21 protein-coding genes are annotated in these 23101 nt (G+C 46.8%); 3 read left to right on the top strand and 18 right to left on the bottom strand.

Annotated elements, in window-relative coordinates:
- Positions 1-10: 10 nt before the first annotated feature.
- Positions 11-1057: a cyclic dehypoxanthinyl futalosine synthase gene (gene mqnC, locus BLR65_RS11590; RefSeq protein ID WP_093794390.1), complete on the top strand. Its 1047-nt coding sequence runs from the start codon at positions 11-13 to the stop codon at positions 1055-1057.
- A 28-nt stretch (positions 1058-1085) separates the two neighbouring features.
- On the top strand, positions 1086-1919 hold the full coding sequence (locus BLR65_RS11585; RefSeq protein WP_093794348.1) for a phosphorylase family protein: 834 nt from the start codon (positions 1086-1088) through the stop codon (positions 1917-1919).
- Positions 1920-1987: 68 nt separating this feature from the next.
- On the opposite strand, the gene BLR65_RS11580 is transcribed toward BLR65_RS11585, so the two are convergent.
- The 9 genes from BLR65_RS11580 to BLR65_RS11540 all read right to left on the bottom strand — a co-directional run bounded on the left by BLR65_RS11580 (position 1988) and on the right by BLR65_RS11540 (position 9705).
- A complete protein-coding gene (locus BLR65_RS11580) occupies positions 1988-3202 on the bottom strand; it encodes an ABC transporter permease (protein ID WP_093794347.1) in 1215 nt (404 codons plus the stop codon).
- Position 3203: 1 nt separating this feature from the next.
- The gene (locus BLR65_RS11575) at positions 3204-3887 is read right to left on the bottom strand and encodes an ABC transporter ATP-binding protein (RefSeq protein WP_093794346.1); all 684 of its coding nucleotides are present in this window, start codon (positions 3885-3887) and stop codon (positions 3204-3206) included.
- Between the two features lie 32 nt (positions 3888-3919).
- Complete coding sequence (locus BLR65_RS11570) at positions 3920-5026, bottom strand: efflux RND transporter periplasmic adaptor subunit (protein WP_093794345.1); 1107 nt, start codon at positions 5024-5026, stop codon at positions 3920-3922.
- 17 nt (positions 5027-5043) lie between these two features.
- Positions 5044-6309, bottom strand: a complete 1266-nt coding sequence (locus BLR65_RS11565) for a TolC family protein (RefSeq protein ID WP_093794344.1) — start codon at positions 6307-6309, stop codon at positions 5044-5046.
- A 186-nt stretch (positions 6310-6495) separates the two neighbouring features.
- Positions 6496-7773, bottom strand: coding sequence for a sensor histidine kinase (locus BLR65_RS11560; protein ID WP_245692710.1), 1278 nt, complete (start codon positions 7771-7773; stop codon positions 6496-6498).
- The gene (locus BLR65_RS11555; protein WP_093794342.1) at positions 7773-8447 is read right to left on the bottom strand and encodes a response regulator transcription factor; all 675 of its coding nucleotides are present in this window, start codon (positions 8445-8447) and stop codon (positions 7773-7775) included. The genes BLR65_RS11560 and BLR65_RS11555 overlap by 1 nt, the downstream gene beginning before the upstream one ends.
- A gap of 32 nt (positions 8448-8479) precedes the next feature.
- Positions 8480-8734 carry a hypothetical protein gene (locus tag BLR65_RS11550; protein WP_093794341.1) on the bottom strand — a complete coding sequence of 85 codons (255 nt, stop codon included), beginning with the start codon at positions 8732-8734 and terminating at the stop codon, positions 8480-8482.
- A gap of 123 nt (positions 8735-8857) precedes the next feature.
- A complete protein-coding gene (locus BLR65_RS11545; RefSeq protein ID WP_211285095.1) occupies positions 8858-9331 on the bottom strand; it encodes an HAD family hydrolase in 474 nt (157 codons plus the stop codon).
- A 26-nt stretch (positions 9332-9357) separates the two neighbouring features.
- Complete coding sequence (locus tag BLR65_RS11540) at positions 9358-9705, bottom strand: DUF190 domain-containing protein (RefSeq protein ID WP_093794340.1); 348 nt, start codon at positions 9703-9705, stop codon at positions 9358-9360.
- 205 nt (positions 9706-9910) lie between these two features.
- Between BLR65_RS11540 and BLR65_RS11535 the strand changes: the two genes are divergently transcribed.
- Entirely contained in the window at positions 9911-10156 is a 246-nt protein-coding gene (locus tag BLR65_RS11535) for a hypothetical protein (protein ID WP_093794339.1), read from the top strand.
- A 145-nt stretch (positions 10157-10301) separates the two neighbouring features.
- Here the strand turns inward: BLR65_RS11535 and BLR65_RS11530 are convergent, their stop codons facing one another.
- From BLR65_RS11530 to dapA, 9 genes are all read right to left on the bottom strand, one after another.
- Positions 10302-11696, bottom strand: coding sequence for an FAD-binding oxidoreductase (locus tag BLR65_RS11530; RefSeq protein WP_093794338.1), 1395 nt, complete (start codon positions 11694-11696; stop codon positions 10302-10304).
- Positions 11697-11750: 54 nt separating this feature from the next.
- Complete coding sequence (locus BLR65_RS11525; protein ID WP_093794337.1) at positions 11751-12932, bottom strand: FAD-binding protein; 1182 nt, start codon at positions 12930-12932, stop codon at positions 11751-11753.
- A gap of 14 nt (positions 12933-12946) precedes the next feature.
- A complete protein-coding gene (locus BLR65_RS11520; RefSeq protein WP_093794336.1) occupies positions 12947-13735 on the bottom strand; it encodes an electron transfer flavoprotein subunit beta/FixA family protein in 789 nt (262 codons plus the stop codon).
- A gap of 441 nt (positions 13736-14176) precedes the next feature.
- Positions 14177-15028 (bottom strand): 3-methyl-2-oxobutanoate hydroxymethyltransferase, encoded by an 852-nt coding sequence (gene panB / locus BLR65_RS11510; RefSeq protein ID WP_093794334.1) that lies wholly within the window; start codon positions 15026-15028, stop codon positions 14177-14179.
- Positions 15029-15075: 47 nt separating this feature from the next.
- The gene (gene ilvD, locus BLR65_RS11505; protein ID WP_093794333.1) at positions 15076-16806 is read right to left on the bottom strand and encodes a dihydroxy-acid dehydratase; all 1731 of its coding nucleotides are present in this window, start codon (positions 16804-16806) and stop codon (positions 15076-15078) included.
- An 18-nt stretch (positions 16807-16824) separates the two neighbouring features.
- The gene (locus tag BLR65_RS11500) at positions 16825-18069 is read right to left on the bottom strand and encodes a four-carbon acid sugar kinase family protein (RefSeq protein ID WP_093794332.1); all 1245 of its coding nucleotides are present in this window, start codon (positions 18067-18069) and stop codon (positions 16825-16827) included.
- Positions 18070-18294: 225 nt separating this feature from the next.
- Entirely contained in the window at positions 18295-20223 is a 1929-nt protein-coding gene (locus BLR65_RS11495) for a sigma 54-interacting transcriptional regulator (protein ID WP_093794331.1), read from the bottom strand.
- Positions 20224-20284: 61 nt separating this feature from the next.
- Positions 20285-21964 (bottom strand): dihydroxy-acid dehydratase, encoded by a 1680-nt coding sequence (gene ilvD / locus BLR65_RS11490; RefSeq protein ID WP_093794330.1) that lies wholly within the window; start codon positions 21962-21964, stop codon positions 20285-20287.
- Between the two features lie 224 nt (positions 21965-22188).
- Complete coding sequence (dapA, locus tag BLR65_RS11485) at positions 22189-23082, bottom strand: 4-hydroxy-tetrahydrodipicolinate synthase (RefSeq protein WP_093794329.1); 894 nt, start codon at positions 23080-23082, stop codon at positions 22189-22191.
- Between the last annotated feature and the right edge of the window lie 19 nt (positions 23083-23101).

Below are 23101 nucleotides of genomic sequence, written 5' to 3'. Positions count from 1 at the left end.
CCAAACAATTATTGACCGGACGCTTGCGGGCAACCGCTTACAGGATGATGATGCCCTTGCGCTATTGACCGAGGGAGATTTGCCTGCTTTAGGACAGGCAGCAGATACGATCAGGCAAAGAAAACATCCGGAACCCTATGCCACTTTTATTGTGGACCGCAATATCAACTATACCAATGTATGCAAAAGCCAATGCAAGTTCTGCGCTTTTTATCGAGCCCAAGAGGCCGAGGACGCTTACGTACTGGCTACGTCTGAACTCTACCAAAAGATTGATGAAACAATTGCAGCCGGCGGTACGCAGATTATGCTGCAAGGCGGTTTGCATCCGGCGCTGCAGCTCGAATACTTCGAGAATATGCTGCGAGGAATTAAAGCGCGGTTTCCTATTACCATTCATTCCTTTTCTCCGGCAGAGATTGTCCATATGGCCGTTCAAGCCGGCATCAGCATCGAAGCGACTCTGCGCCGCCTGCAGCTCGCAGGCCTGGACTCTTTGCCAGGCGGCGGCGCGGAAATATTAGACGATGCTGTACGTCAACGGGTCAGCCCCTTAAAGATTACGGCCAATGAGTGGCTGGATGTCATGGAAACCGCCCAGCGCCTGGGAATGGGCACAACGGCGACGATGGTAATCGGCATGAGAGAGACATACCGGCAGCGGATTAATCATTTCCGGGCTATCCGTGAATTGCAAGACCGTACCGGTGGGTTCCGGGCCTTTATTATGTGGACATTCCAGCCGGGTAATACGGAATTGGGCGGCGAAAAGGCTACTGCCTGGGATTATCTGCGCACGTTAGCCGCAGCCAGATTGTATCTCGACAATATTTCCCATCTTCAAGGTTCCTGGGTCACCCAGGGCCAGTCGATCGGCCAGTTGACACTGGCCTTCGGCGCCGATGATCTAGGCAGTATTATGCTGGAGGAAAACGTGGTTAGGGCTGCCGGCACCGCCTATCAGATGTCAATTGACAAAATGACCGGTCTCATCCGCGCCACCGGAAAAATTCCCGCCCAGCGGAATACGCAGTATGAAATACTAAAAACTTTTTAAGAATGTTATACGATTGCGAGGAGATACCATGAACGCTATTCCACAGGCAAGCATTGCCATTATCGGCGGTTCAGGCACGCTGTCCATGGACTTTCCGGCGGCACTTGCCCGCCAGGATGTAGAGATCATTCAGCGGGAAATGGTGTTTGACACCCCGTATGGACAAACACCGCCCCTGCTGTTATTTGGTCTGGGCAACAAAAAAGTGCTGACCTGCCGGATGCACGGCTGGCGCAGCGGCGTGAGCCGGGCTGATGCCTCACGGCAGATTTTCTGGCTATTTCGTGAGGCAGGTGTAAAAAAAATACTGGCTGAAGGCGGCGTAGGCTCGGTCAACCATTTGCTTGATACCCGGGATGTGGTAGTCGCCTCAGACTATATTGATCAATCCATGCGCAAGGACGTTGGCCTGGAGGGGCATTACCTCTTGATTATGCGGCAGGCCCTCTGCCCGCATCTGCGTGAAGAATTAATCACTGCGGCAGAGGCGCGACCGCTAAATCGGGTCTTTCGCCGCGGAGTGTATGCCGTAACCGATGGACGGCATTTTGAAAGTCCCGCCGAGGTGGCGACGTTCAAAGGCCATGCCGATATTATCGGGCAAAGTCTTTGCCCTGAAGTCTATCTGGCCCGGGAAATCGGTGCTTGTTACGCCGGCTTATATACGGTTGTTAATTATGGGGAAGGTGTCGTAAAGGACTGGGAACACAGTGAACTAAGCCAAATTTTCTATGAAGATGCCGATAAGATTGGGCATATTTTATTGGATGCGATCAGCCGTTTAGACGATAAGCAAGACTGTGGCTGTGCCGATTTGCGCAAACCAACGTTATTAAAAAAAGTTTATGGGCCGGAAAGCTAGTCTATTATAGGCATAAAAAGGAACTGTACCGAAAACCGTTGTCGGCACAGTTCCTTTTGTTTCGCTATTTACTCATAGCGTAATGCATCAATTGGATTCAAAAGCGCAGCTTTCCGGGCCGGGTATAAGCCAAAGAACAGGCCGATTCCCACTGAGAAGCCAAATGAAACCAAAATGGGCGTTGCCGTAATGACCGTATTCCAGCCGGCAATAGATGAAATGGTGTAGGAGCCGCCAATTCCCAGTGCAATACCGATGGCGCCGCCAATCACCCCAATAACAACCGCTTCAATGAGAAATTGCATTAGAATATTGGAAAACCTGGCTCCCAAGGCTTTACGGATGCCGATTTCTCTGGTCCGTTCAGTGACTGAAACCAGCATAATGTTCATGATGCCAATCCCGCCAACCAGGAGAGAAATGGCGGCAATACTGCCAAGCAGCATCGTAATAGTCCCTGTTGTTTCCTGGGCTGTTGCCATAACACTAGCCAGGTTGCGCACGGTAAAATCATCAGCTTTGTCGCCTGCTATGCCATGGCGGGCCCGCAACAGAGCGGTTATGCCATCCTGGACCTGATCGACCACATCCTCGTTAGCTGCTTGCACGCTGATTGTCTGGACATAGGTAATTCCCATCATGCGTTCCTGAGCGGTGGTCAGGGGAATAATAACAATATCGTCCTGGTCCTGGCCGCCGGCTGACTGTCCTTTGCTGTCCAGAACACCAATAATGGTAAATGGTGCATTATTAATGCGAATACTTTGCCCGACCGGATTCACGCTGTTAAATAAGTTGCTGGCGACGGTAGCGCCAATAACCGCTACCCGGTTCCGGCTATCCAAATCGTCATTGGTAATGAAACTGCCGGCTTGGACAGTGAGGTTGCGTACCGTCAGATACTCCGGTGTAGTACCCTGGACACTTGTCGTCCAGTTCATATTGCCGGCAACCATTTGATACTGCTTGTTTACGCTGGGGGCAACCGCCCCGATTCCGGGCACTTCGCGCTCTATCGCTTCGGCATCCTTGAACGTTAACGTTATATTGGTGCCGGCAGCCTGCCTTACCCCGGAGGAAGAGGACGCTCCCGGCATAACGATAATCAGGTTACTGCCCAAGCTGGCAATGGAGTTTGATACCTTTTCCCTTACTCCCATACCAATGGAAACCATGGCAATAACGGCACCGACCCCAATAATAATGCCAAGCATCGTAAGAATGGATCTAAGCTTGTTTGAGACTAATGCGTCTAAGGCAATTTTTACGCTTTCCCAGAACACATTATTCCTCCTTTTCCGTGTCCCGGACAATCAACCCGTCCCGGACATGAATTACCCGTTTCGCGTAGGCGGCAATGTCCGGCTCATGCGTTACCAGGATAATGGTACGCCCGTAGGAATTGAGCTTCATAAATATCTCCATAACCTCGTCACCGGACTTGGTGTCAAGCGCACCGGTCGGTTCGTCGGCCATAATAATGGTAGGCTCATTAACCAAGGCCCGGGCAATCGCTACCCGCTGCCGCTGACCGCCTGACAATTCGTTAGGCAGATGATCCATTCTTTTGTCAAGGCCGACTGATGCCAAGGCTTCCGCGGCCCGCTCTTTACGTTCCTTTGCGGCGACACCGGCATAAACAAGCGGTAAGGCCACATTATCGATAGCGGTAATACGCGGCAGCAAGTTAAAATTTTGGAATACAAAGCCGATTTTTTTATTGCGGGTCAGTGCCAGTTCGTCGTCATTTAAAGCGGCCACCTCCAGCCCGTCCAGCAAATAGGAACCGCTGGTCGGACGGTCTAAACAACCCAGAATATTCATTAACGTGGACTTGCCGGAGCCTGAAGGCCCCATAATGGCGGTAAATTCTCCCTCCCGGATGTCCAAACTGATTCCTGCCAGGGCAGCCACCACGCTTTCACCCATTTGATAGGTTTTGGTTATATTAGCTAATGCTATTGTCATTGTATGACCCCCTTATTCAACTGATACTTAGCTTAAAACAGCGGGCGGACTCCGCCGCCCTGTCTTGATCCCTGCTGGCTGCCGGTTTGTCCCTGAGATTGTGTCTTGACTTGCGACACAACAACTTTATCGCCATCATTCAAGCCACTGATAATTTCCACCCGGTCATCGCCGGTATTACCGGTTGTTACCGGCACATTTTGGGTTTGGCCATTGGGTCCGGCAACAACAACATATTTGCCGCTCTTATCTGAACGTATAGCCGATAACGGCAAGGTTAAAGCATTTTTACTTTCGCTGACAATAACAGATACTCTGGCAACCATGCCGGGGTTTAGAAGGTTTTCAGCATCCAAAACATCAATTGTCACCGGATAGTAGGTAACATTCTGAGAAACGGTAGCTTTACGGGAAATGGTTGTTACCCTGCCGCTAAATACTTTCCCCGGGTAGGCGTCCACTGTAAAAGTCACATTTTGCCCGAGTGCAATTTTACCGATATCGGTCTGATCAACATTGGCTTCGATCTGCATTGTCGACATATCGGCAATCGTCATAATGACGGTTGGGTTATTAACCCCTTGCGCCACCAGTTCTCCGGCTGACAGCGGCTTGCCAATGACGTGGCCGGCAATCGGGGAAATAATCACCGTATCATTAAGCTTAGACATAACTTCATCATAATTGGCCTGGGCAATATTATAATCCATACTGGCATTGTCCAGTTGTTCCTTGGATGAACCGCCGATACTTGTCAGCCGGGAAACCCGCTGAAGCTTGACAGCGGCATTGTCCAGTTTTTCTTTCGCCTGGGTTACCTGGGCCTGCAGGCCGGCGTCCTCTAAAATAACAAGTACTTGTCCGGCTGTTACTTGTTCGTTTTCCTGCGCCTTAACCTCTTTAATCCTTGCGGTAATTTTAGAGCTAATATCGACCGAGTTAACAGCCTTGATTGTCCCGGTTGCCGCCACCACTGACGTAAGGTCCCGGCGTTCAGCCTGAATGGTCTGCTGCGGCGCAGTAGCTGTTTTGCTTTTGCTTTGATAGTAGTACCCGCCGCCGGCGGCGACAGCCGCGGCTATAAGCAACGTAAGCAGTAAAGTTTTATGGTTGCGGATTTTTTGCCACATCGTTTTCATCAAAATACCTCCACCGCCTATAAGCTACTGGCTTTCAGGCCCATTGCTTTATCCAGTTTGGCTTTATTCACATCGTAGTCGTACAGTGCCTGTACGTGATTGGTCTTGGCTTGTGTCAAGGCCAGTTGCGCGTCAAAAATATCAAGGTTGGTAGCCACACCGGCTTTATAGGATTCCTGGGCAATATATAAATCCTCGTTTGCTTTGGTTACCGTTACCTCTGTGTTCGCTAAACGCTTTTCAGCTTCCTTCATATTAAGGTAGCCTTGGCGAACTTCCTGTTCAATAGAATCGAGAGTTTGATCATTCTGCAGCTTGGCTTTGTTCAGGGAAGACTCTGCCTGATTGATTTTGGATTTGGTCACGCCGCCGTCAAAGATACTCCAACTGGCGGACGCACCCACCGACCAATTATTGGTATCGTCCGGTACCAGGCTGTCATTCCAGCCGGTTGAGGCGGAAAGCGACACAGTCGGCCGTTTATTGCTTTCGGCAATTTCAATACCCTTTTGCGCACTATCAATACTTACTTGCGCCTGTACTGCCTCCGGCCGGTTCTGTTTGGCAAAAGCAATGGCTTCATCCAGGGTTCTGGTATCAGGCTGATAAGCTAATTCGCCCTTTAGCTCAAGCTCTGTCCCGCCATCCATATTCATGGTAGTAAGCAGATTGGATACCGCCAAATCATATTGATTTTGTGCCTTAATCAGGTTTTGATCGGCATTAGCGACTTCAACCTCGGCTCGCAACACTTCGGATTTGGCGGCAATCCCCTCCTGATATTTCGCCTGGACAATCGCAAGGTGAGCCCGCAAATTACTGACATTCTCCTCATTCACGGTACGCATGTTTTTGGCTGCAAGTACATTATAATAATTGGTCGTAGCGTCAAGAATCAATTGCTGAGTAGTTTTATCAACATTTAGATCGGCACTGCGGACTCCCAGTTCCGCCTGGTCAATCTGAGCTTCCGTCCGGCCGCCGCTATAGAGCTGCCAGTTCATGCGCAAGCTGTTGCTGAAACTATCGTCACCGGAATTTCCCTGATAACTATAATTACTGCCCAGCGAGACAGTCGGCAGTTTACCGGCTTTCGCTTCGCCGACACTAAGCTCCGATTTTCTTTTATCTTCACCGGCAATCTGGATCGACGCGTTATTTTTGAGAGCATAATCAATGCTGTCCTGTAAGGACAGCTCAAGAGGCGAGGCAAAAGAGACCGAATACTGCAAAAAAAACAAACCAATTGCAAGAAGCAGAGCCTTATTCTTTCTATTTGACATGGTTGCGGTAGCCTCCTCTGTTAATATGTCTAAGGTAAGACGTTACCGTTATTGTAGTTGAGATTCTTTTGAATTTCTTTAGGATTTATCAGCGAAACCCTGCCGGATATAAGCAAAAATACCAAGCCCTAGTAACTCAAAAAGCACCTGTCATTGACAAGTGCTTTTCGCGTACTGTTATGAACTTTATGATGATTTTTTTATAGGCAATACCACACTAAATTTCGCACCACCGGCGGCCTTATTTTCCACACTGATTTTACCGCCGTGTTGTTCAACAATCCATTTGGCAATAGACAAGCCCAAACCGGTTCCGCCTGATTCGCGGGAACGTGCTTTATCCCCCCGGTAAAACCGGTCAAATACCCGGGGCAAATCTTGAGCCGGTATTCCCTGACCGGAATCTTCCACAGCAATGATAATGTTATTGCCATGCTTATCGGCAGTAACCAGAATCTCGCCGGGAGGCGGCGTATACTTGATGGCATTATCTAATAAAATAACCAACAACTGATGCAGACGTTCCTTGTCTGCCATTAATTCAAGTTGGTCGGCAATCTTAATTGTGAGAGTGAGTCCTTCCATTTCGGCCAGCGGTACAAATTGTTCGGCAATAGTCTCAGTAACTTGATTCAGACTCACAGCACTTATCATTAGTTCCAATTGGTTAGCGTCCGATCTTGCCAGCGTCAGCAACTCCGAAACCAGCTTGGTCATCCGTCTGACTTCCCGGATAATGTTGGTTACCCGGATACTTTCTTCCTCAACCGTATGGCCGGGATGCCTGAGGATAAGCTCGGCATTGCTTTTTACCACAGCAAGCGGCGTGCGTAGTTCGTGGGAAGCATCGGCAACAAACTGCTGCTGTTTCTCCCAGGAAGCCTGAATGGGAACCATGGACCGCCGTGCCAGATAATAGCCGGCAATAATTATAATAATCATGCCGGTAACAAGTCCGCTGGCAATTATAATCAGTAAATCTCCCAGAGCAGCTACTTCTGAATCCACGATACTTACTGCAATAATACTGTCTACGACAATCGGTCCACGATCAGTCTGCAGGATATTATCTTCGTACAAATAAGGAATATTGAGAATCCTGTACGCATGATCCTCTATCTCTTTCGTATAGATACGGCCTGTTGGCGGTGTATGCGCTATCAGTTCAGCCAGACGTTCCACGTCAATCTCTTCACGCGGGAACATATTAAAGACCCGTCCGTCAGTGTCTCTAAGAAAAATAAGAATGCGCGGATCAAATAGCCAACGGTTCCGGCTCTGGAAAACGATTCTGCCATTGGCAATGCCAAGGTTATTCGCCTTCAGCCGCATAGAATCGTCAACTTTATCAAAAAAACGATAAGATACATAACCATAAATCACTGTTCCAAAAATAATAAAAATCAATAAAAACACAACGGAAATTCTCACAGATAACCGGCGCAAAGTACGTTTGAACATCATTAATTCTCCTTAAACATAAAGCCGGCGCCGCGTACTGTACGCAGCATGCTGTCGTGACCGGACGGAGCCATTTTTTTGCGTAAGTAATGAATGTATAAGTCAACCACACTGATGGTAGTTTCCGACTCAAAGCCCCAAACCCGATCAAATATCTGCTCTCTGGTTAGAATTTGTTCCTTATTCAAAATCAGGAATTCCAACAACTCATACTCTTTCGTTGTTAACCCCAAAGATTGTTTATTAACATAACCGTCATGCACCTTGCTGTCAATTGTAACACCGCCGTAACTGATTTTGCCGTCATTGGCCATTGTCCCCCGGCGACGAATCAGTGCTTTTATGCGGGCTAACAGTTCCTGAATGGCGAAAGGTTTTACTAAATAATCATCAGCTCCCGTTTCCAGGCCGCATACTTTGTCTGATACGCTGTCGCGCGCTGTTAACAGTAAAATAGGCACTGCATCGTCGGCAGCCCTGACTTTCCTGACAATATCAAGCCCACTGATTTCAGGCAACATAATGTCCAATATCAGTAGATCATAAATTCCCTGCTGTGCCAAATACAACCCCTCGTCCCCGGTAGCCGCTTCATCAGTAAGATAGTTCTCCTCCTGCAAAAGAGAAACAATGGCCTCCCGTAATGGATCGTCATCCTCAACAACTAATATTTTCACAAAATCACTCCCGCGCATTTCTCTGTTAATACTTACTTATCAAGTTGTAGCAAATCATGAAAAGCGTTATCTTTTTTATCCACCCTGTCACTATACTGAATAATATTAGCTTCTCCTGAAGCATTGTAGGTTATTGTTGATGCTTTTACACTAAAACCATCAAAAACCGCGACAGGTTCCGGAGCTTCTGAAGCATAAACCATAGCCGCTACCGGCGCAGCCATAATCAGACCGGTCGTAATCAAACTAAAAATGCAGTTTAGCAAACGATTGGCAAATTTTTTCATACACTCACTCCTTACTCTATCCGGGTTAAACTTTGTGAATAAGTGTATTATAGCCAAGAAAATTTAATATTTTTTTAGAAAATAGCCAGTTTCCTTTCCTTTACTGTTTTTCTATTTTCATAATTAGCAGCGTAAGGTAGCAATCAGCCGCTTGGGCTTCAGCAACAGGCGGATGGCATCTTCCGGGCTTTTTACAACGATAGTCGCGGCAGCCAGCAAGCCACTGCTTGCCCCTTCCGGACCGATAACAGCGATTTTTAACCCGCCGATAAAAAACATCGGCTGGTCATTTACGCCGTTGCCAATAACAATTGTGGTTTCTGAGCCAAGTTTCTGAACATAACGGGCCTTTTCCGTTCCATCCAAACCACTGCCAATAACAATGATCTCTATTCCTTCCACATCCTGCAATTGCTCCCGGACGATTCCAAACGTATCTGCCGTGATGACAGCGACATGGACTTTTGCGGCTAATTCCCGCAATAACTCTTTAACTAGGTTGCTGGTTATCCCATCTTCCGCTAAGGTCCCGTTATAATCGAAAACAACATGTTTAAATTCAAATGTTCTGCCGTCAGGCATATTTATCGTAATCATATTTCTTCCTCCATAGTACCCATACATTACCGACCGGGTTGTTTTTTCCCATACTTAATCACTTCAATATCATCAAGTATAACTAAGCCTTCCTGCACCATCTGATCCAGAAAAGGTAAAAACTTGTTTATATATTCCTCGCTATCTACAATCTCCACCAAAACAGGTAAATCACTTGATAGATCAACAATGCTGGCCGTATGAATCCGGCTGTTGGCCCCATACCCCATGAGGCCGCGAAATACAGTAGCGCCAGCCAGATCCAACTCCTTTGCCTTTTCCACAATAGCCTGGTAAAGAGTTTTCCCGGCATAACGGTCACGTTCGCCAATGTAAATCCGCAGCCGCTTTGCTGTACCTGTGATTTTGGGCATAATGTCCCCCCCTCTTTTGTTATAATGCCATTTTCCCGGTTCCCTGTGGAAAATCCTGCTAAACCTTTATCGATAATTATATAACCATTTAAAATAAATTATACCGCTCTCATCCGAGCGGCACTTTCCGTTTCCTGCCGGCAATTGCAGGACATTTGGCAATAAGGCGAATATACTATATCTAGAAATGGGAGGAGGTATGTTCATGAATTGTCACAATGAATCCTGCACCTGTATCTGCGTAGAAGAATTAGAAAAAAAGTCAAGAAGACTGGCAAATTCCACCAAGACTACCATAACCGCCGGCAACTCGGTTGTCCTGTTTACCATGCTGCTGCTGGAGGAAATTCTTGAACAGCTTTCCTTAAACCCGGTTGCCAATCTAAACAGTATTCTTGCTATAGCGAGTAGTATTGCAACCTTAAATAATAGCATCACCATTGATCCTTAAGAAATGCTGCCACAAAACTTCCCCTATTTTTTTAAGTGACTTGACTGTAAGATAAAACTAAGGAGCTGCCTCTTCAGGTAAATACCTGTTTGAGACCGCTCCTTATACTATATACCTAAGGCCTGTACTTTATATAATGAGATAATTAGCAGACTTTGCCGGGATTCAATATATTTTTCGGATCAAACGCTAATTTCACCCGTTTAAGCAACGCCATATATTCACTGCCTTTGGTTGCCTCCAAATATGGTTTCTTGGCAATACCAATTCCATGTTCACCGGAAACTTCGCCGCCAAATTCTTTGGCTTTGGCATACATGGCATCCATAGCGCGGGCTAATTTCTCCTGCCATTCTTTTTCGCCAAGCTGATCCCGCAACACGTAAACGTGCAAATTGCCGTCGCCGGCGTGGCCAAACCCTTTAATCTTAATATCGAATTTTGACTGAAGCTCATCGGTATATTTAACAAAATCGGCAACTTTATTTCTAGGTACAACCACATCACATTCATCAAGTTCTGTGGTAGATGCCTTTATTGCCTCCAAGAATGCGCCGCGTGCCGACCAGATTGCTTCCTGGCGTTCCTGCGTATTGGAAATCAGCGCGTCAATTGCACCCGCGTCCAGACAAATATGGGCAACTTTCTCGTAGGCTTCTTCCAACTCTTCCTTCGTGTTGCCGTCAAAAGTAAGCAGTAAATAAGCATTCGCCGAACTGTCGGGAAACTGCTTGCCTAAAAACTCTTCCGATTGCAGGATAATTTCTTTTTCCATAAACTCAATGGCGGTCGGAATGGATTTGGACTTAATAATCTTCGGTACAGTTTCGATGGCTTGCGCCAGATTCGGGAAAGGAACCAGCAGACTTAAGTTTTTTTTCGGTAACGGTAACAATTTTAAAATTGCTTTCGTTACAATCCCAAGCGTTCCCTCCGAACCGACAATCATATCCTTAAGACAATAGCCTGAACTGTTTTTCACCGTTTTGCCACCCATTGTCATAATTTGGCCATCAGCCAATACGACTTCCAAGCCGCGGATATAGTCCCGGGTAACGCCATATTTTACGGCCCTCATGCCACCGGCATTGGTGCTGATATTGCCACCGATGGTAGCACTCTTTTCACCGGGATCGGGCGGATAAAACAAGTCGTTCTTTTGAACGAATTTTACAATATCCAAAAGCAGTACGCCGGGTTCCACTGTAAGGGTCAGGTTTTCTTCATCAAGCTCCAATATTTTATTCATGCGGACAGTACTGACCATAATTCCGCCGTCAAGAGCTACCGAACCACCCGCCAGACCTGTTCCCTGGCCGCGGGGAATTACCGGTATATTGTGCTCATAGGCATATTTCATAATCTGGGAGACTTCTTCCGTACGGTCAACTTCTGCAACTACCTCGGGAAACAAATGCTTATTGACTAACTCATCACGACCATAACTTTCATGAATTTCTTGGCCGGCGAAAATGCGATCCTTGCCGCAAACAGATACAAGAAAAGCTATATCCTTGTCATCAACTTTTTTATAATTCATATTCATCACCTCTAACGCAACTAATTTGGATAATGAAGCTCTCTTACTTGGATTCTAGCCCTGGTTTAAGCGCTCAATTAAGTCTGGTACAATCTCGTATAGATCGCCAACTATCCCATAATGAGCTACATTAAAGATGGCCGCATTCTCATCGGTATTAATGGCAATAATGTTGTCGGACTTATCCATGCCGGCCACAAACTGGACCGATCCGGAGACACCGCAGGTAATAATCAAATTGGGTTTTACGGTTCTGCCGCTTAGACCGATTTGCTGTCTGGGATCAGCAAAGCCTGCTTCAATCAGCGGTCTGGTGGCAGCAACCATGCCGCCAAGCTTGTCTGCCAGCACTTGCAGCATCTCCATATCTTTGGCGCTTTTAATACCGCCGCCGGCAACCACGAGTACCTCGGCGTCTTCTATACTTTTAACTTTTTCTTTGGCTTTAACCTGCAGTACCTTAATCTTAGATGCCAACTTGTCCTTGGCGATTGCACAGTGGGTGACTTTCCCGGTCGGGTTGTTCGTTTTTTGAGCTTGCGAGAACACTTTATAGCGGACGGTTGCAAACTGGGGGCGGGTATTGGGCGTAAAGATATGCGCCATAATGTTACCGCCGAAAGCCGGTCTGATTTGTGCCAAATCCGTATTTTCCTCTACATCCAGCACAGTGCAGTCCGCCGTCAAACCGGTATGGAATCTGGCTGCCGTTCTCGGCGCCAAGGATCTGCCGACTGTCGTTCCGCCCACTAATACGATGGATGGCTTAACCTGATGAATAAAGTCTTCGAAAACTGCCGTATAGGGCTCGATACGGAAATATTTCAGTTCTTCATCATCGTAGACAAACACTTCATCAACGCCATAGTGCAGCAAAGCCTCGGCTTTGCCTGTTATGTTATGCCCCATAAACAGGCAATACACCGGATGACCGATTTTTCCGGCCAGTTCTTTTGCTTTACCGACAAGCTCCAAAGTTACCGGATGAATATCGCCGTCCAGATGGTCTACATACACTACAATGCCTTGCCATTCACTCTTATCGACAGCAACGACTTCGTCCTCAATTAAGGAAAATACCCCTGCCGGTCCCTTTTTTACACACAGCTTGCACATCTTGCAGGCAGCATTAATGCTCAAATAATGATTATCCCATTCAATTGCCCCAAAAGGACAAAGTTTAATCAGTTCTTCAGGCTCTGTTACTTTTTCTTGATCAATAACTATCTTCGCCAATGTCGTTTCCCCCTTTACACATACTTTAATTCTTTTAACTTACCAGCCAACCGGTCAACCAACACACCCGGTTTATCTTTCCACATTTCGCGGTCATGGTTGGCTTCGGGGGAGAATATTCGAAGTACACGGGTCGGTGAACCGTTAATCCCATAATTCTTTTCATCCTGGTCCGCAAAGTCTTTTAACCCGTACATGGGTATTTGTTTGTCCTTAGTCGATAGTTTCCGTTTAAACGAAGGCAGCCTGGGCTGATTGATATCTTTTTCGACCGTAATAAGACAAGGATAGCTGACCTCTACCGTTTGCACGGCATGCGGCATATCCATGTCCACGATAATGGAATGTTCTTTCACTTCCACAATCTGTTTAACATTGGCAATATGGGGTATGCCGAGGAATTCCGCCAATTCGGGACCTACCTGGGCCGTATCGCCGTCTGTGGTTTGTTTGCCGCAAATCAAAAGGTCATAATCGCCAAGTTTTTTTATTCCCTGGGAAATGGTGTAGGATGTTGCCAGTACATCAGCGCCGGCAAACACTCTGTCGGAAATAAGCGCCCCTTCATCTACTCCCATCATATAAGCTTCCCGAATAATCTCGGCGGCCTGAGGCGGTCCCATGCTGACAACGCTGACTTTAGCCCCGTTTTCCTCTTTTATCTTTACCGCCGTTTCGATAGCAAACAGATCATAAGGGTTCATTTTCGAATCAATGCCTTCTCTTTTTAAAACCCCTGTCTCCTGATCTACTTCTACTTCGGATGTTCCCGGAACTTGCTTAATACAAACAATGATATTCAAAATATTAGTCACCTCGCTAAATCTATACCCTTCCGGAGAAAATTTTGAAAGTATACCCAATACCCAGTATGTTCTGATTATTTATACATATAACCAGATAGTCCTTCGGAATTTTTTGACTTTTATAAGAACTTTTTTGATGTCCTACCACCTCTAAATATTAATTGTACCATATTTATTATGCACCTGTTGCGCAAATTCTTTAACTTCCTGTTCTTGAGAAACATCAGCGCCATAAACGAAAGGATCATACCAATACTATAATAGTTTCCAATATAATGATATCCCATGTATGGATGCCATTTACCAAATTGGATATCATATAGCAAAAAAGCTGAGAGGTTTCCCTCGCAGCCCTTTTGCTGTTATCTGATCCAACTGCTTTTTTCATTAAAAGCAGACCATACCGCCAAGCAGTATGGTCCAGCTCGCAAAACAATTCTATCTATCCAGTTCAGCTAAAAATTCTTTTACCTCTGCTTCGCTCATTTTGTAGGTATGTTCATCATCGTTAGGGAATTGACCCTTTCTGACTTCTTCCGTATATTCTTTAAAGGCATTTGTCAGGACTTCGCCGACATTCGCATATTTCTTAACGAATTTCGGTGTAAAATTGTCATACATGCCAACCATATCCGCATAGATAAGCAGTTGTCCATGAGTATAAGAACCGGCGCCAATACCCAGAATCGGAATCCCCGCTCTCTCGGTGATGGCTTTACCGACGGCAGCCGGTACGCCTTCGACCAGAATGCTGAATGCGCCTGCTGCTTCGACAGCTTTAGCTTCTCTTACCAGCTTCATGGCGGCATTGGCACTGCGTCCTTGAGCCCGGTAACCACCGATTTGGCCCATAAACTGCGGTGTTAAGCCGATATGACCCATAACCAGGATACCGGACTGTTGGATAGCGGTAATGCGTTCGGCAATCATCGGGCCGCCGCCTTCCAGTTTAATGCAGTCAACGCCGGCTTCTTTTACCATACGGCCGGCATTGGCGATAGCCTGTTCGTTCGAAGTCTGATAAGAAAGATAAGGCATATCACCAACAATGAAAGTATTCGGTGCGCCGCGGCGTACGGCCTGACAATGGCGGACCATGTCATCCATAGTTACCGGGAAGGTAGTATCGTACCCTAAGCTTACCATGCCAAGAGAATCGCCGACCAAAATCATATCCACGCCGGCTTTTTCCTGCATCTTGGCAGTCAGATAGTCGTATGCTGTCAAATAGACGATTTTTTCCCCTTTTTCGACCATTTGTCTAAAATCATTAATTGTCTTCTTAGCCATAATAGTACCACCTTTTTTATAATTTTATACTATATAGTATTATCAGCCTAAATATCCAAGCCGGCGCCTTGTGTGCAGGTACGTGCCAGTTTCTTATACATTCTCAGTAACGGTGTCGCTTCTTTCACTGGGAATACTTTAGTCTTTTTGCGTTCTGCCAGCACGGCGGCCACTTCTTCCGGCGTAGCCTGTTTACCGTTAATGCCGACTATATCCAGCTTGCGGGCAGCAACATCCATCTTGATGATGTCGCCGTCTTCCAAATAGGCAATCGGACCGCCTTCTACGGCTTCCGGTGCAATATGGCCTACAGCCGGGCCGCGGGTAGCACCGGAAAAACGACCGTCAGTAAATAATGCGACACTACTGGATAACTCCGGCATATTCCACAGGGCTTCTGTTGTCCGCAGCATTTCCGGCATGCCGGAACCCTTAGGGCCTTCAAAGCGGATAAAGACAGCAGTTTTCGGACCGATCTTACCGGCAAGCAATTCAGCTACGGCTGCTTCCTCAGAATCAAATACCCGGGCTGTACCGGTGAAATTGTGAATAGCTTCATCGACACCGGATAACTTGATGACAGCGCCTTCCGGTGCAAGATTGCCTTTCAGGATTTTAATATTTCCCTGGGGTTTTACAGGATTTTTACGGGTTTTTACAATATCGGCGGCCTGAACTTTATAGTTGGTTAAATAACTGTTGACTTCATCAAACCAACCGGCTGCTTCCAGGTCGTCCAGGTTCTCGCCAACTGTCTTGCCGGTAACGGTTATGGCGTCAAGACAGAGTATGTCTTTGAGTTCGCGCATTAATGCCGGTACTCCGCCTGCATACCAGAACAGGTCTGTTGGCCATTGTCCGCCGGTTTTTAGGCTGACAAGAACCGGAACCTCACGGTTAATCGCATCAAATTCCTGCTGTTCAATCGTGATCCCCACTTCACGGGCAATAGCCGGCAAATGTAAAAGGGCATTGGTGGAACCGCCAAGTGCAGCGTGAATAATTAAGGCATTCCTAAAGTTCTTTTTGCTGATAAATTTGCGGGGAATTACGGAATTTTTGACGTTTTGCATAACTTGCCGGCCGGCTCTGCGGGCATAGCGGGTCAAAAAGCTGGTGTATGCCGGTGCCAGCGCATTACCTGGCAATGCCATGCCCAGCGCTTCTGACATGCACTGCATGGTGCTTGCCGTACCGATAAACTGACAGGCACCTGCACTGGGGCAGCAGTTACGGGAATAGTACATCAGTTCCTTTTCCGTCAGCTCACCCTTAATGTATTTGTCGCCTGCTCCGTAAAGAATTTCGGAGGACATATAGTTCGGACCGCTGAGCATTGAGCCGCCGGGAACATGGATGGTAGCCATATCCAGCCGCATCATAGCCATTAACTGCGCCGGCACCGATTTATCACAAGAAGCCATAAAAATGCTGCCATCATAAGGTGACGCCATTGCGTGGATTTCAAACATAAAGGACATAATTTCCCGGCTGGCCAAAGAGTAATTCATCCCATCATGGGCCATGGCAATACCGTCACAAATATCGGTAACTGTATAACTAGCAGGTTTTCCCTGTGATTCATAAACGCCAATTTTTGCTTCGTCAGCCAGAGTGCCTAAATGGCTGCTGCCAGGATGGCTGTCTCCGTGTACGGTATCAATCAAGATCTGAAGTTTATCCAGATCCGGTTCATCCCACTGCGTTCCGACCCGCAGGCCGTCTCCCTGATAATTTACTTTTCGTAAGCTTTGACTGCGACTGCAACCACAACTCATATACATCAAACCTCCTTATTATAACAACTCCAACACCTTGCGGAGTGAGTTTCGCTTACCAAACCCGCCAGCTTTAGTAACCAGATGCACACCGTCACAATTGCTGCCAATCATCTTGCCTACCGGTATACCGGGAAGCAATTCCCGCTCAAGGTCGATGGCGGTTATTCCCAAGGTATGACAAATGCTTGTTGTTGTACTCCCTCCGGAAATCACAAGATTACGCAGCCCCTGCTTCTCGATGATATCTTTTGTAATTTTCCCCAAAAAATTAGTTACCAGTTGTCCGTATTTTTGTACTTGCACAGATAAACTTAGCGCACCGGCTTCATTGCGATTTTTTAACAATGTATCGGTAACTACAACCGGAATTCTGCCTGCTGATAACGCTGTTTCAATTTTGCTTTTTACTCGTTGAAATTCTTCATTGTCTCTGCCATCATAAATGTCTTCGGTCTGAATTTCAATTAATTCGGTATTGGGATAATCTAAGGTACTGATAATTTGCTCGGCCGTAACGTGAATAAGGGTTCCCGCTACTACCATCGTTCCTTGCCGCAAATTCAAATGTTCTTGGGCTACCACCTTCCAGGCAATCGGTAAATTGCCTGCTAAACCGGCAGAGCCAACAGCAAGGCAGGGAACGGTAAGCCTCTCCATGGCAATGGCAATCATCCGCAAATCTTCATCCGCTATCGCGTCAACAGCAATTAAACTAATCCCTGCTTCATACAATTCGGTAAACTTTTGCGTGAGTTCTTTTTCACCCTGCCGTACATCGGCCAGTGTTAAAACCGCAACCGGAATTTCCGGAGCGGTTTTTATAATCGAGGGAACATAGCAGACAGGCAACGGGCTACTGCTGTCACCCCAAGCCTGGACAATCTGCAAATAGCCATTTTCTACAATTCTGCCATGTGCTGGATAGGAAGGGACGACAATGGCAAACGGCAACGCCAGGGACTGCATCATCGCTTTTACCTCTTCGGCAATATTACCACGCAACGTGGAGTCAATTTTTTTGTAGAAGCGTTTAAAACCCAACTCGGTTAATTCTTCCGCAACCCGGTATACGCGCTCATAAGCAACATCAGGCGGCACCTTACGCGAATCGGTATTAACCGATAACACGTCAATTCCGGTACAAGGACTTACTAACTCATAATCAAGCATTACTTGCGTACTATAACCAAACTTTCGAAACTGAACTCCCGCGTCACTCGCACCCGTAAGGTTATCTGCAATGATTGCCAACTGCTCCATCTTCTATCCATCCTCATTTCTAGTAGCTACCTAATGCATTTTTCATGCCAACTTACCAATTATAATTGGGCAGGGGAAAAGTGCAGTATTTATCTGCAATTATGGCACTATCTATACTATTGAAAACGTTGCACCGATTTTGTCTTGATTTCAAAATGAAAGCCAGGTATATAGTTATACTATATTACCTGGCAAAACAGCTATATATTACAGAGGGTTATCCATCTATTGCAAATTGAAATGTTGTCTTTCATTTTGAAATGATTTTATTTTTCGCCAGATTGTTGTCGTACTAATACCCAAAGTTTTTGCTGTCAGTTCATGACTGCCCGTTTCTTTCAAAACTTGCATAATGATGGCATACTCTATTTCTTCCATAGTCCCTTTCGGTACCGTTCTAACGTCATCATTCAAACATTGCCTGCTTATATCCAAAACCTTGTTTACATCTTCGGCAGTCACAAGGGTATCTTTTTTTAGAATCATTAGCCGTTCAACAACACCTTCCAGTTCCCTTACATTCCCCGGCCACCGGTAGCGCGTGAGAATGTTCATCGCCCCGGCACTAAATTGCAACGTTTTTTTTAACAACTTAGCCGCATATTTTCTGCCAATAGTTTCAACAAGCGGGGGTATATCCTCCGTTCTGGCAGAAAGCGGCAATAATCGCAATTGCAGGATACTCAGACGATGATAAAGGTCGCGGCGAAATGCGCCCTTTTCGATCAACTCCGGCAGATTTCTGTGAGTCGCCGCGATAATGCCTACGTCCACAGGGATAACTTTATCCCCGCCAATTCGCATAATTTCCCGCTGTTGCAGCACCCGCAGCAATCTGGCCTGCATACTTAACGATATTTCGCCAATTTCATCAAGAAAAATTGTCCCCTTATCCGCTTGTTCAAACAGGCCTTTCTTGCCATTTTTGCGGGCACCGGTAAACGCCCCGGACTCATAGCCAAAAAGCTCGCTTTCCAGTAAACTTTCCGGCAACGCGGCACAGTTCACGGCAACAAACGGTCCCTGGCAGCGCGGACTATAGTTGTGGATGCTTTGGGCAATAATTTCTTTGCCGGTACCTGTGTCGCCATGAATCAAAATTGTCGAATCCACACACGCATAACTTTTAGCAGCTTCTAAAGTTTCCTGCATAAAGGGATTGGCAGTAATAAAGTCCTCAAAATGATAAACCGCCTTATAGCCGCTTTCATCCAGAGCCTTGTTTGCTTTATCCTTATCTCTGACGGAAAATGGTACTTCGTTAATGGCTAATACAGCCCCCACGGTTTGACCGCCAATAAGCATCGGTACGATCCTGCAGGTAAAGCTTTGGTCGCCGCTTGTCAAAGGTGCAACTCTTGTCTGCCCATACCGCAAAGTATCGTCAAGATTGATATCAGGCAGAACAGCGGCAGCAAGCTTGCCGACAATCTGCTCCCTGCTCTTATTTAATAGCCGCTCCGCGGTATGATTGATATAGGAAATCCGCCGCCTGCTGTCAACAGCAATAATCCCTTCACCGGTAAATTCCATGATCGCTTTAAACTGTTCCAGCTTAACTCGCTCTACCCTCCCGGCCATCACCAGCTCGCGTGCCTGCTGCAGCGCTTTAAAAACGGTTTCCCGTCCTACGGTTACCTGGAAACAAGGAACAGTATGAAAAGTAGAGACCGGTTCACATGGTTGATTATCATCAATAATAGTAACTTCCTTGACAACAGCTGCAATTTCCGACAGGTCTTCCCTCTGCTCACCGGACAGATTTTTCGTCTCTATACCCAAAATAGCGGCAACCGCGGCAGCGTCAGTCCCAATCGCGTCGCCAATTAACCCAACCACCGGCTGGGAACTCACGGTTTTCCCGTTGTTTATTAGCCAATTTTTAACTGCTTGCAGGCACTGCAACAAATCAAGCAAACTGGGGCGGAGCGATACCGTCGGAATATTGACCGTTGTTTTGATTGTCTCGTTAAAAGTCGCATAACAGATGAGCGCATCCGCCCCTCTTTCGCTGAGCTGCTGCCCGATGGTAACGACGTCTTCCTTGGTGGCCACTGCCACGTGGATTTTTTCTCCCCATTCGCCGAATAAGTCCAAAGCTCGCAAAGTAAAATTCTTGTTGGGAGCAATCAATGCGATTTTATTTGTCAGCAATGGTTAATCCCCTCCCACCAACATCGTACCTGAAAAGAAGCTTGCCAACAAGTATTTTTTACTAAAGTTTCATCACCGCACCCTTAGCGGCCGAGCTTGCCAGCTTGGAATAGATGCCTAAATAACCGTGGGTAAATTTAGGCTGCGGCCTTTGCCATTTTTCCAGTCTCGCCTTGATTTCCTCGTCGGCAAGGTGTAAATGCAATAATCCCTTAGTAATATCAATGGTAATCTTATCACCATTTTCTACAGCGGCTAACGGCCCGCCTTCAGCCGCTTCCGGTGAGATATGCCCTACAAAACAGCCGTTATTCGTACCGGAAAAACGCCCATCGGTAATCAATGCTGTCTTCTTGGCTAATCCCATGCCGTAAATATATTTCATCGCCTTGTACATTTCCCGCATGCCCGGGCCGCCTTTCGGTCCTTCATAACGGATAACCACAACATCACCGGTGGCAATTTTACCGCTTAATATCGCCTCTTCCGCCGCCTCTTCACAATCAAAAACCTTGGCACTGCCTGTAAACACATGCATAGCCGGATCAATGGCGGCCGGTTTTGTCACGGCGGTAGCCGGCGCCAGATTTCCCCGCAAAATAGCCAGTCCTTTTTGTATGCTGAACGGTTTATCCAGCGTACTGATTACGTTATGGTTACAGGGATATTTAAATTTATAGTCGGCAAGATTTTGTTTTACGGTATTGCCGGTTACGGTAATGCACTCCTCATGCAAGAGATGCTTTATCTCCTGCATAACTTTCGGGATGCCGCCCGCCTGATGGAAATCTTCCATATCATATTGCGACGCCGGATTAACTTTGGCGATCTGCGGGGTCGACTGACTGAGCCTGTCATAAGCCTCCATCATTGTCTCAGCCTCAATTCCTAATTCTGCCGCAATCGCCGACAGGTGTAAAACAGCATTGGTCGAGCCGCCGGTAGCCATCAAGACCCGGATAGCATTCTCCAGCGACTGATAGGAAATAACTTTGTCGGCCGTAATCTCTTTAGTAACCAAAGCTACTATGGCTTTGCCCGTATTTTCCGCCAACCGTAAGCGATCGGCATAAACGGCAGGCACAAGCGCCGCTCCCGGCAGGGACATGCCTAGTGCCTCGGCCATACAGCACATCGTATTGGCGGTTCCATAAAAAGCGCAGGACCCGCAGGTCGGGCCACATAATTCCTCAAGTTGTTCATAAGTTTGTCCATCAATTTTATCACTTTTTAGCATCCCCAGCGCTTCCGACATAGTCGTCAAATCGGATTTGCGGCCATCAAACTTTACGCCGCCCAACATCGGCCCGCCAGCCAGAAAAATAGCCGGAATTTTAAGTCTGGCGGCCGCCATTAACATGCCGGGTACAATTTTGTCACAAGATCCAAGCAGCACAATTCCATCCAGCCGATGGGCTTCCACCATGATTTCAATATCATTAGCGATAAGATCGCGGGAAGGCAGAATATAGTGCATGCCGGCATGTCCCTGCGCCGTGCCGTCGCAGGCGCCGATAACGCCAAATTCGGCAACAGCCCCGCCCGCCCGGTAAATTCCCTTGCGCACATGTTCGGCAATTTGCCGCAGATTGGCGTGCCCCGGCACCAGTTCATTCCAGGAATTAGCAATTCCAATAACAGGTCTGCTCAAATCATCATCAGAAAACCCCACTGCTTTAAATACGCTGCGGTTGAAACACCACTCCGGTTTGCTTAAAATATCATTGCTTCTATTTCCCATTCTTCCTGTTCCTCCTCCCGATATATTGCTTCGATATAGTCGAATATAGTTCGTATTGTTCTGTAAAAAAATAATATAAATATACTACAGGTAAATAAGCTGCACAGCCATTATTTATTGCAAAATCAGATTACAGCAGTTCGACATTATCATTCATAGTTTGACTATTTAATTATTCGTTAGTCTATTCCATATTCCTGCTTAGAGACTATCTGCCAATAGCCCTACAGAACACCTGCCTTCTTCAGTAAGTTTTGGATTGTCTGTAGATGCGCAGGTGTCACTTCCACAGCCGGTTCTTTTACCGTCGGGACGATCGGTTCCCCCATCACGGCAACAGCAGCCTTAATCCCGGCAATAAAAGGCTGGGTTACATCATAAAGATTCATAAGTAAGGAAATTTGCGCCTGGGCTGCCCAAACCTTATCCAAATCTTTGGCGGCGTAAGCCTTCATCAAAGCGGCAAAGACCTGCGGCACAATATTGGTCAACCCGCTTAAAACGCCATCCCCGCCTGCCGTTAAATTGGGAATCAAATATTCGTCATAGCCTGATAAAACGCTGAAATCCGGCCGTACGCTTTTAACCGTCTGAATCATTTTTCTGGTATGACTGATTGTATCCACTGTATCTTTAATTGCCACAATATGATCAAATTCTTTAACTAAACGAACAACCAGCTCCGGAGCAAGGTCATAGGCTGTCCTGTCAGGAAAATTGTAGAGCATAATCGGTAAAGACGTGCTTCTGGCGATGCCGGCATAATAACGGAAGATGGTGTCCGCCTCAAGTTTGAAATAGTAAGGTGAAATAATCACCGCCGCATCAGCGCCCGCCTGCTCGGCAAAGCGGGTCAACTCAATAACCTCTGTCTGCACTGTGCCACCGGTGCCAATAAGTACAGGCACCCGCTTATTGACTGTTTTTACGGCAAAAGTAATAAACTCTTTTTTCTCTGCCAGCGAAAGTGCAAAAAATTCACCGATACTGCCCAGAAAGAGAATTCCATTAATTCCATTGTCGATCAGCCGGTTAATATGCCGCTCATTTCCCTTAAAATCAAGTTTGCCTTGGGCATCAAAAACGGTAATAATCGGTGATAGTATTCCTTTAAACATGTGATCACCTCAGATTTAT

This window comes from Sporomusa acidovorans, from assembly GCF_900101845.1.
Lineage (GTDB): Bacteria > Bacillota > Negativicutes > Sporomusales > Sporomusaceae > Sporomusa > Sporomusa acidovorans.
Note: the sequence above shows the minus strand (reverse complement) of the source record. Positions and strands in the feature narration are given on the sequence as shown.

Excerpts from the sequence above, each read along its gene's own strand:
- ilvD (WP_093794333.1), bottom strand. The coding sequence starts at position 16,806 with ATGAGTTGTGGTTGCAGTCGCAGTCAAAGCTTACGAAAAGTAAATTAT.
- BLR65_RS11500 (WP_093794332.1), bottom strand. The coding sequence starts at position 18,069 with ATGGAGCAGTTGGCAATCATTGCAGATAACCTTACGGGTGCGAGTGAC.
- dapA (WP_093794329.1), bottom strand. The coding sequence starts at position 23,082 with ATGTTTAAAGGAATACTATCACCGATTATTACCGTTTTTGATGCCCAA.
- BLR65_RS11545 (WP_211285095.1), bottom strand. The coding sequence starts at position 9,331 with ATGATTACGATAAATATGCCTGACGGCAGAACATTTGAATTTAAACAT.
- BLR65_RS11540 (WP_093794340.1), bottom strand. The coding sequence starts at position 9,705 with ATGCCCAAAATCACAGGTACAGCAAAGCGGCTGCGGATTTACATTGGC.
- BLR65_RS11530 (WP_093794338.1), bottom strand. The coding sequence starts at position 11,696 with ATGAATTATAAAAAAGTTGATGACAAGGATATAGCTTTTCTTGTATCT.
- BLR65_RS11585 (WP_093794348.1), top strand. The coding sequence starts at position 1,086 with ATGAACGCTATTCCACAGGCAAGCATTGCCATTATCGGCGGTTCAGGC.
- BLR65_RS11560 (WP_245692710.1), bottom strand. The coding sequence starts at position 7,773 with ATGATGTTCAAACGTACTTTGCGCCGGTTATCTGTGAGAATTTCCGTT.
- BLR65_RS11575 (WP_093794346.1), bottom strand. The coding sequence starts at position 3,887 with ATGACAATAGCATTAGCTAATATAACCAAAACCTATCAAATGGGTGAA.
- BLR65_RS11550 (WP_093794341.1), bottom strand. The coding sequence starts at position 8,734 with ATGAAAAAATTTGCCAATCGTTTGCTAAACTGCATTTTTAGTTTGATT.
- panB (WP_093794334.1), bottom strand. The coding sequence starts at position 15,028 with ATGGCTAAGAAGACAATTAATGATTTTAGACAAATGGTCGAAAAAGGG.
- BLR65_RS11535 (WP_093794339.1), top strand. The coding sequence starts at position 9,911 with ATGAATTGTCACAATGAATCCTGCACCTGTATCTGCGTAGAAGAATTA.
- ilvD (WP_093794330.1), bottom strand. The coding sequence starts at position 21,964 with ATGGGAAATAGAAGCAATGATATTTTAAGCAAACCGGAGTGGTGTTTC.
- BLR65_RS11565 (WP_093794344.1), bottom strand. The coding sequence starts at position 6,309 with ATGTCAAATAGAAAGAATAAGGCTCTGCTTCTTGCAATTGGTTTGTTT.
- BLR65_RS11570 (WP_093794345.1), bottom strand. The coding sequence starts at position 5,026 with ATGAAAACGATGTGGCAAAAAATCCGCAACCATAAAACTTTACTGCTT.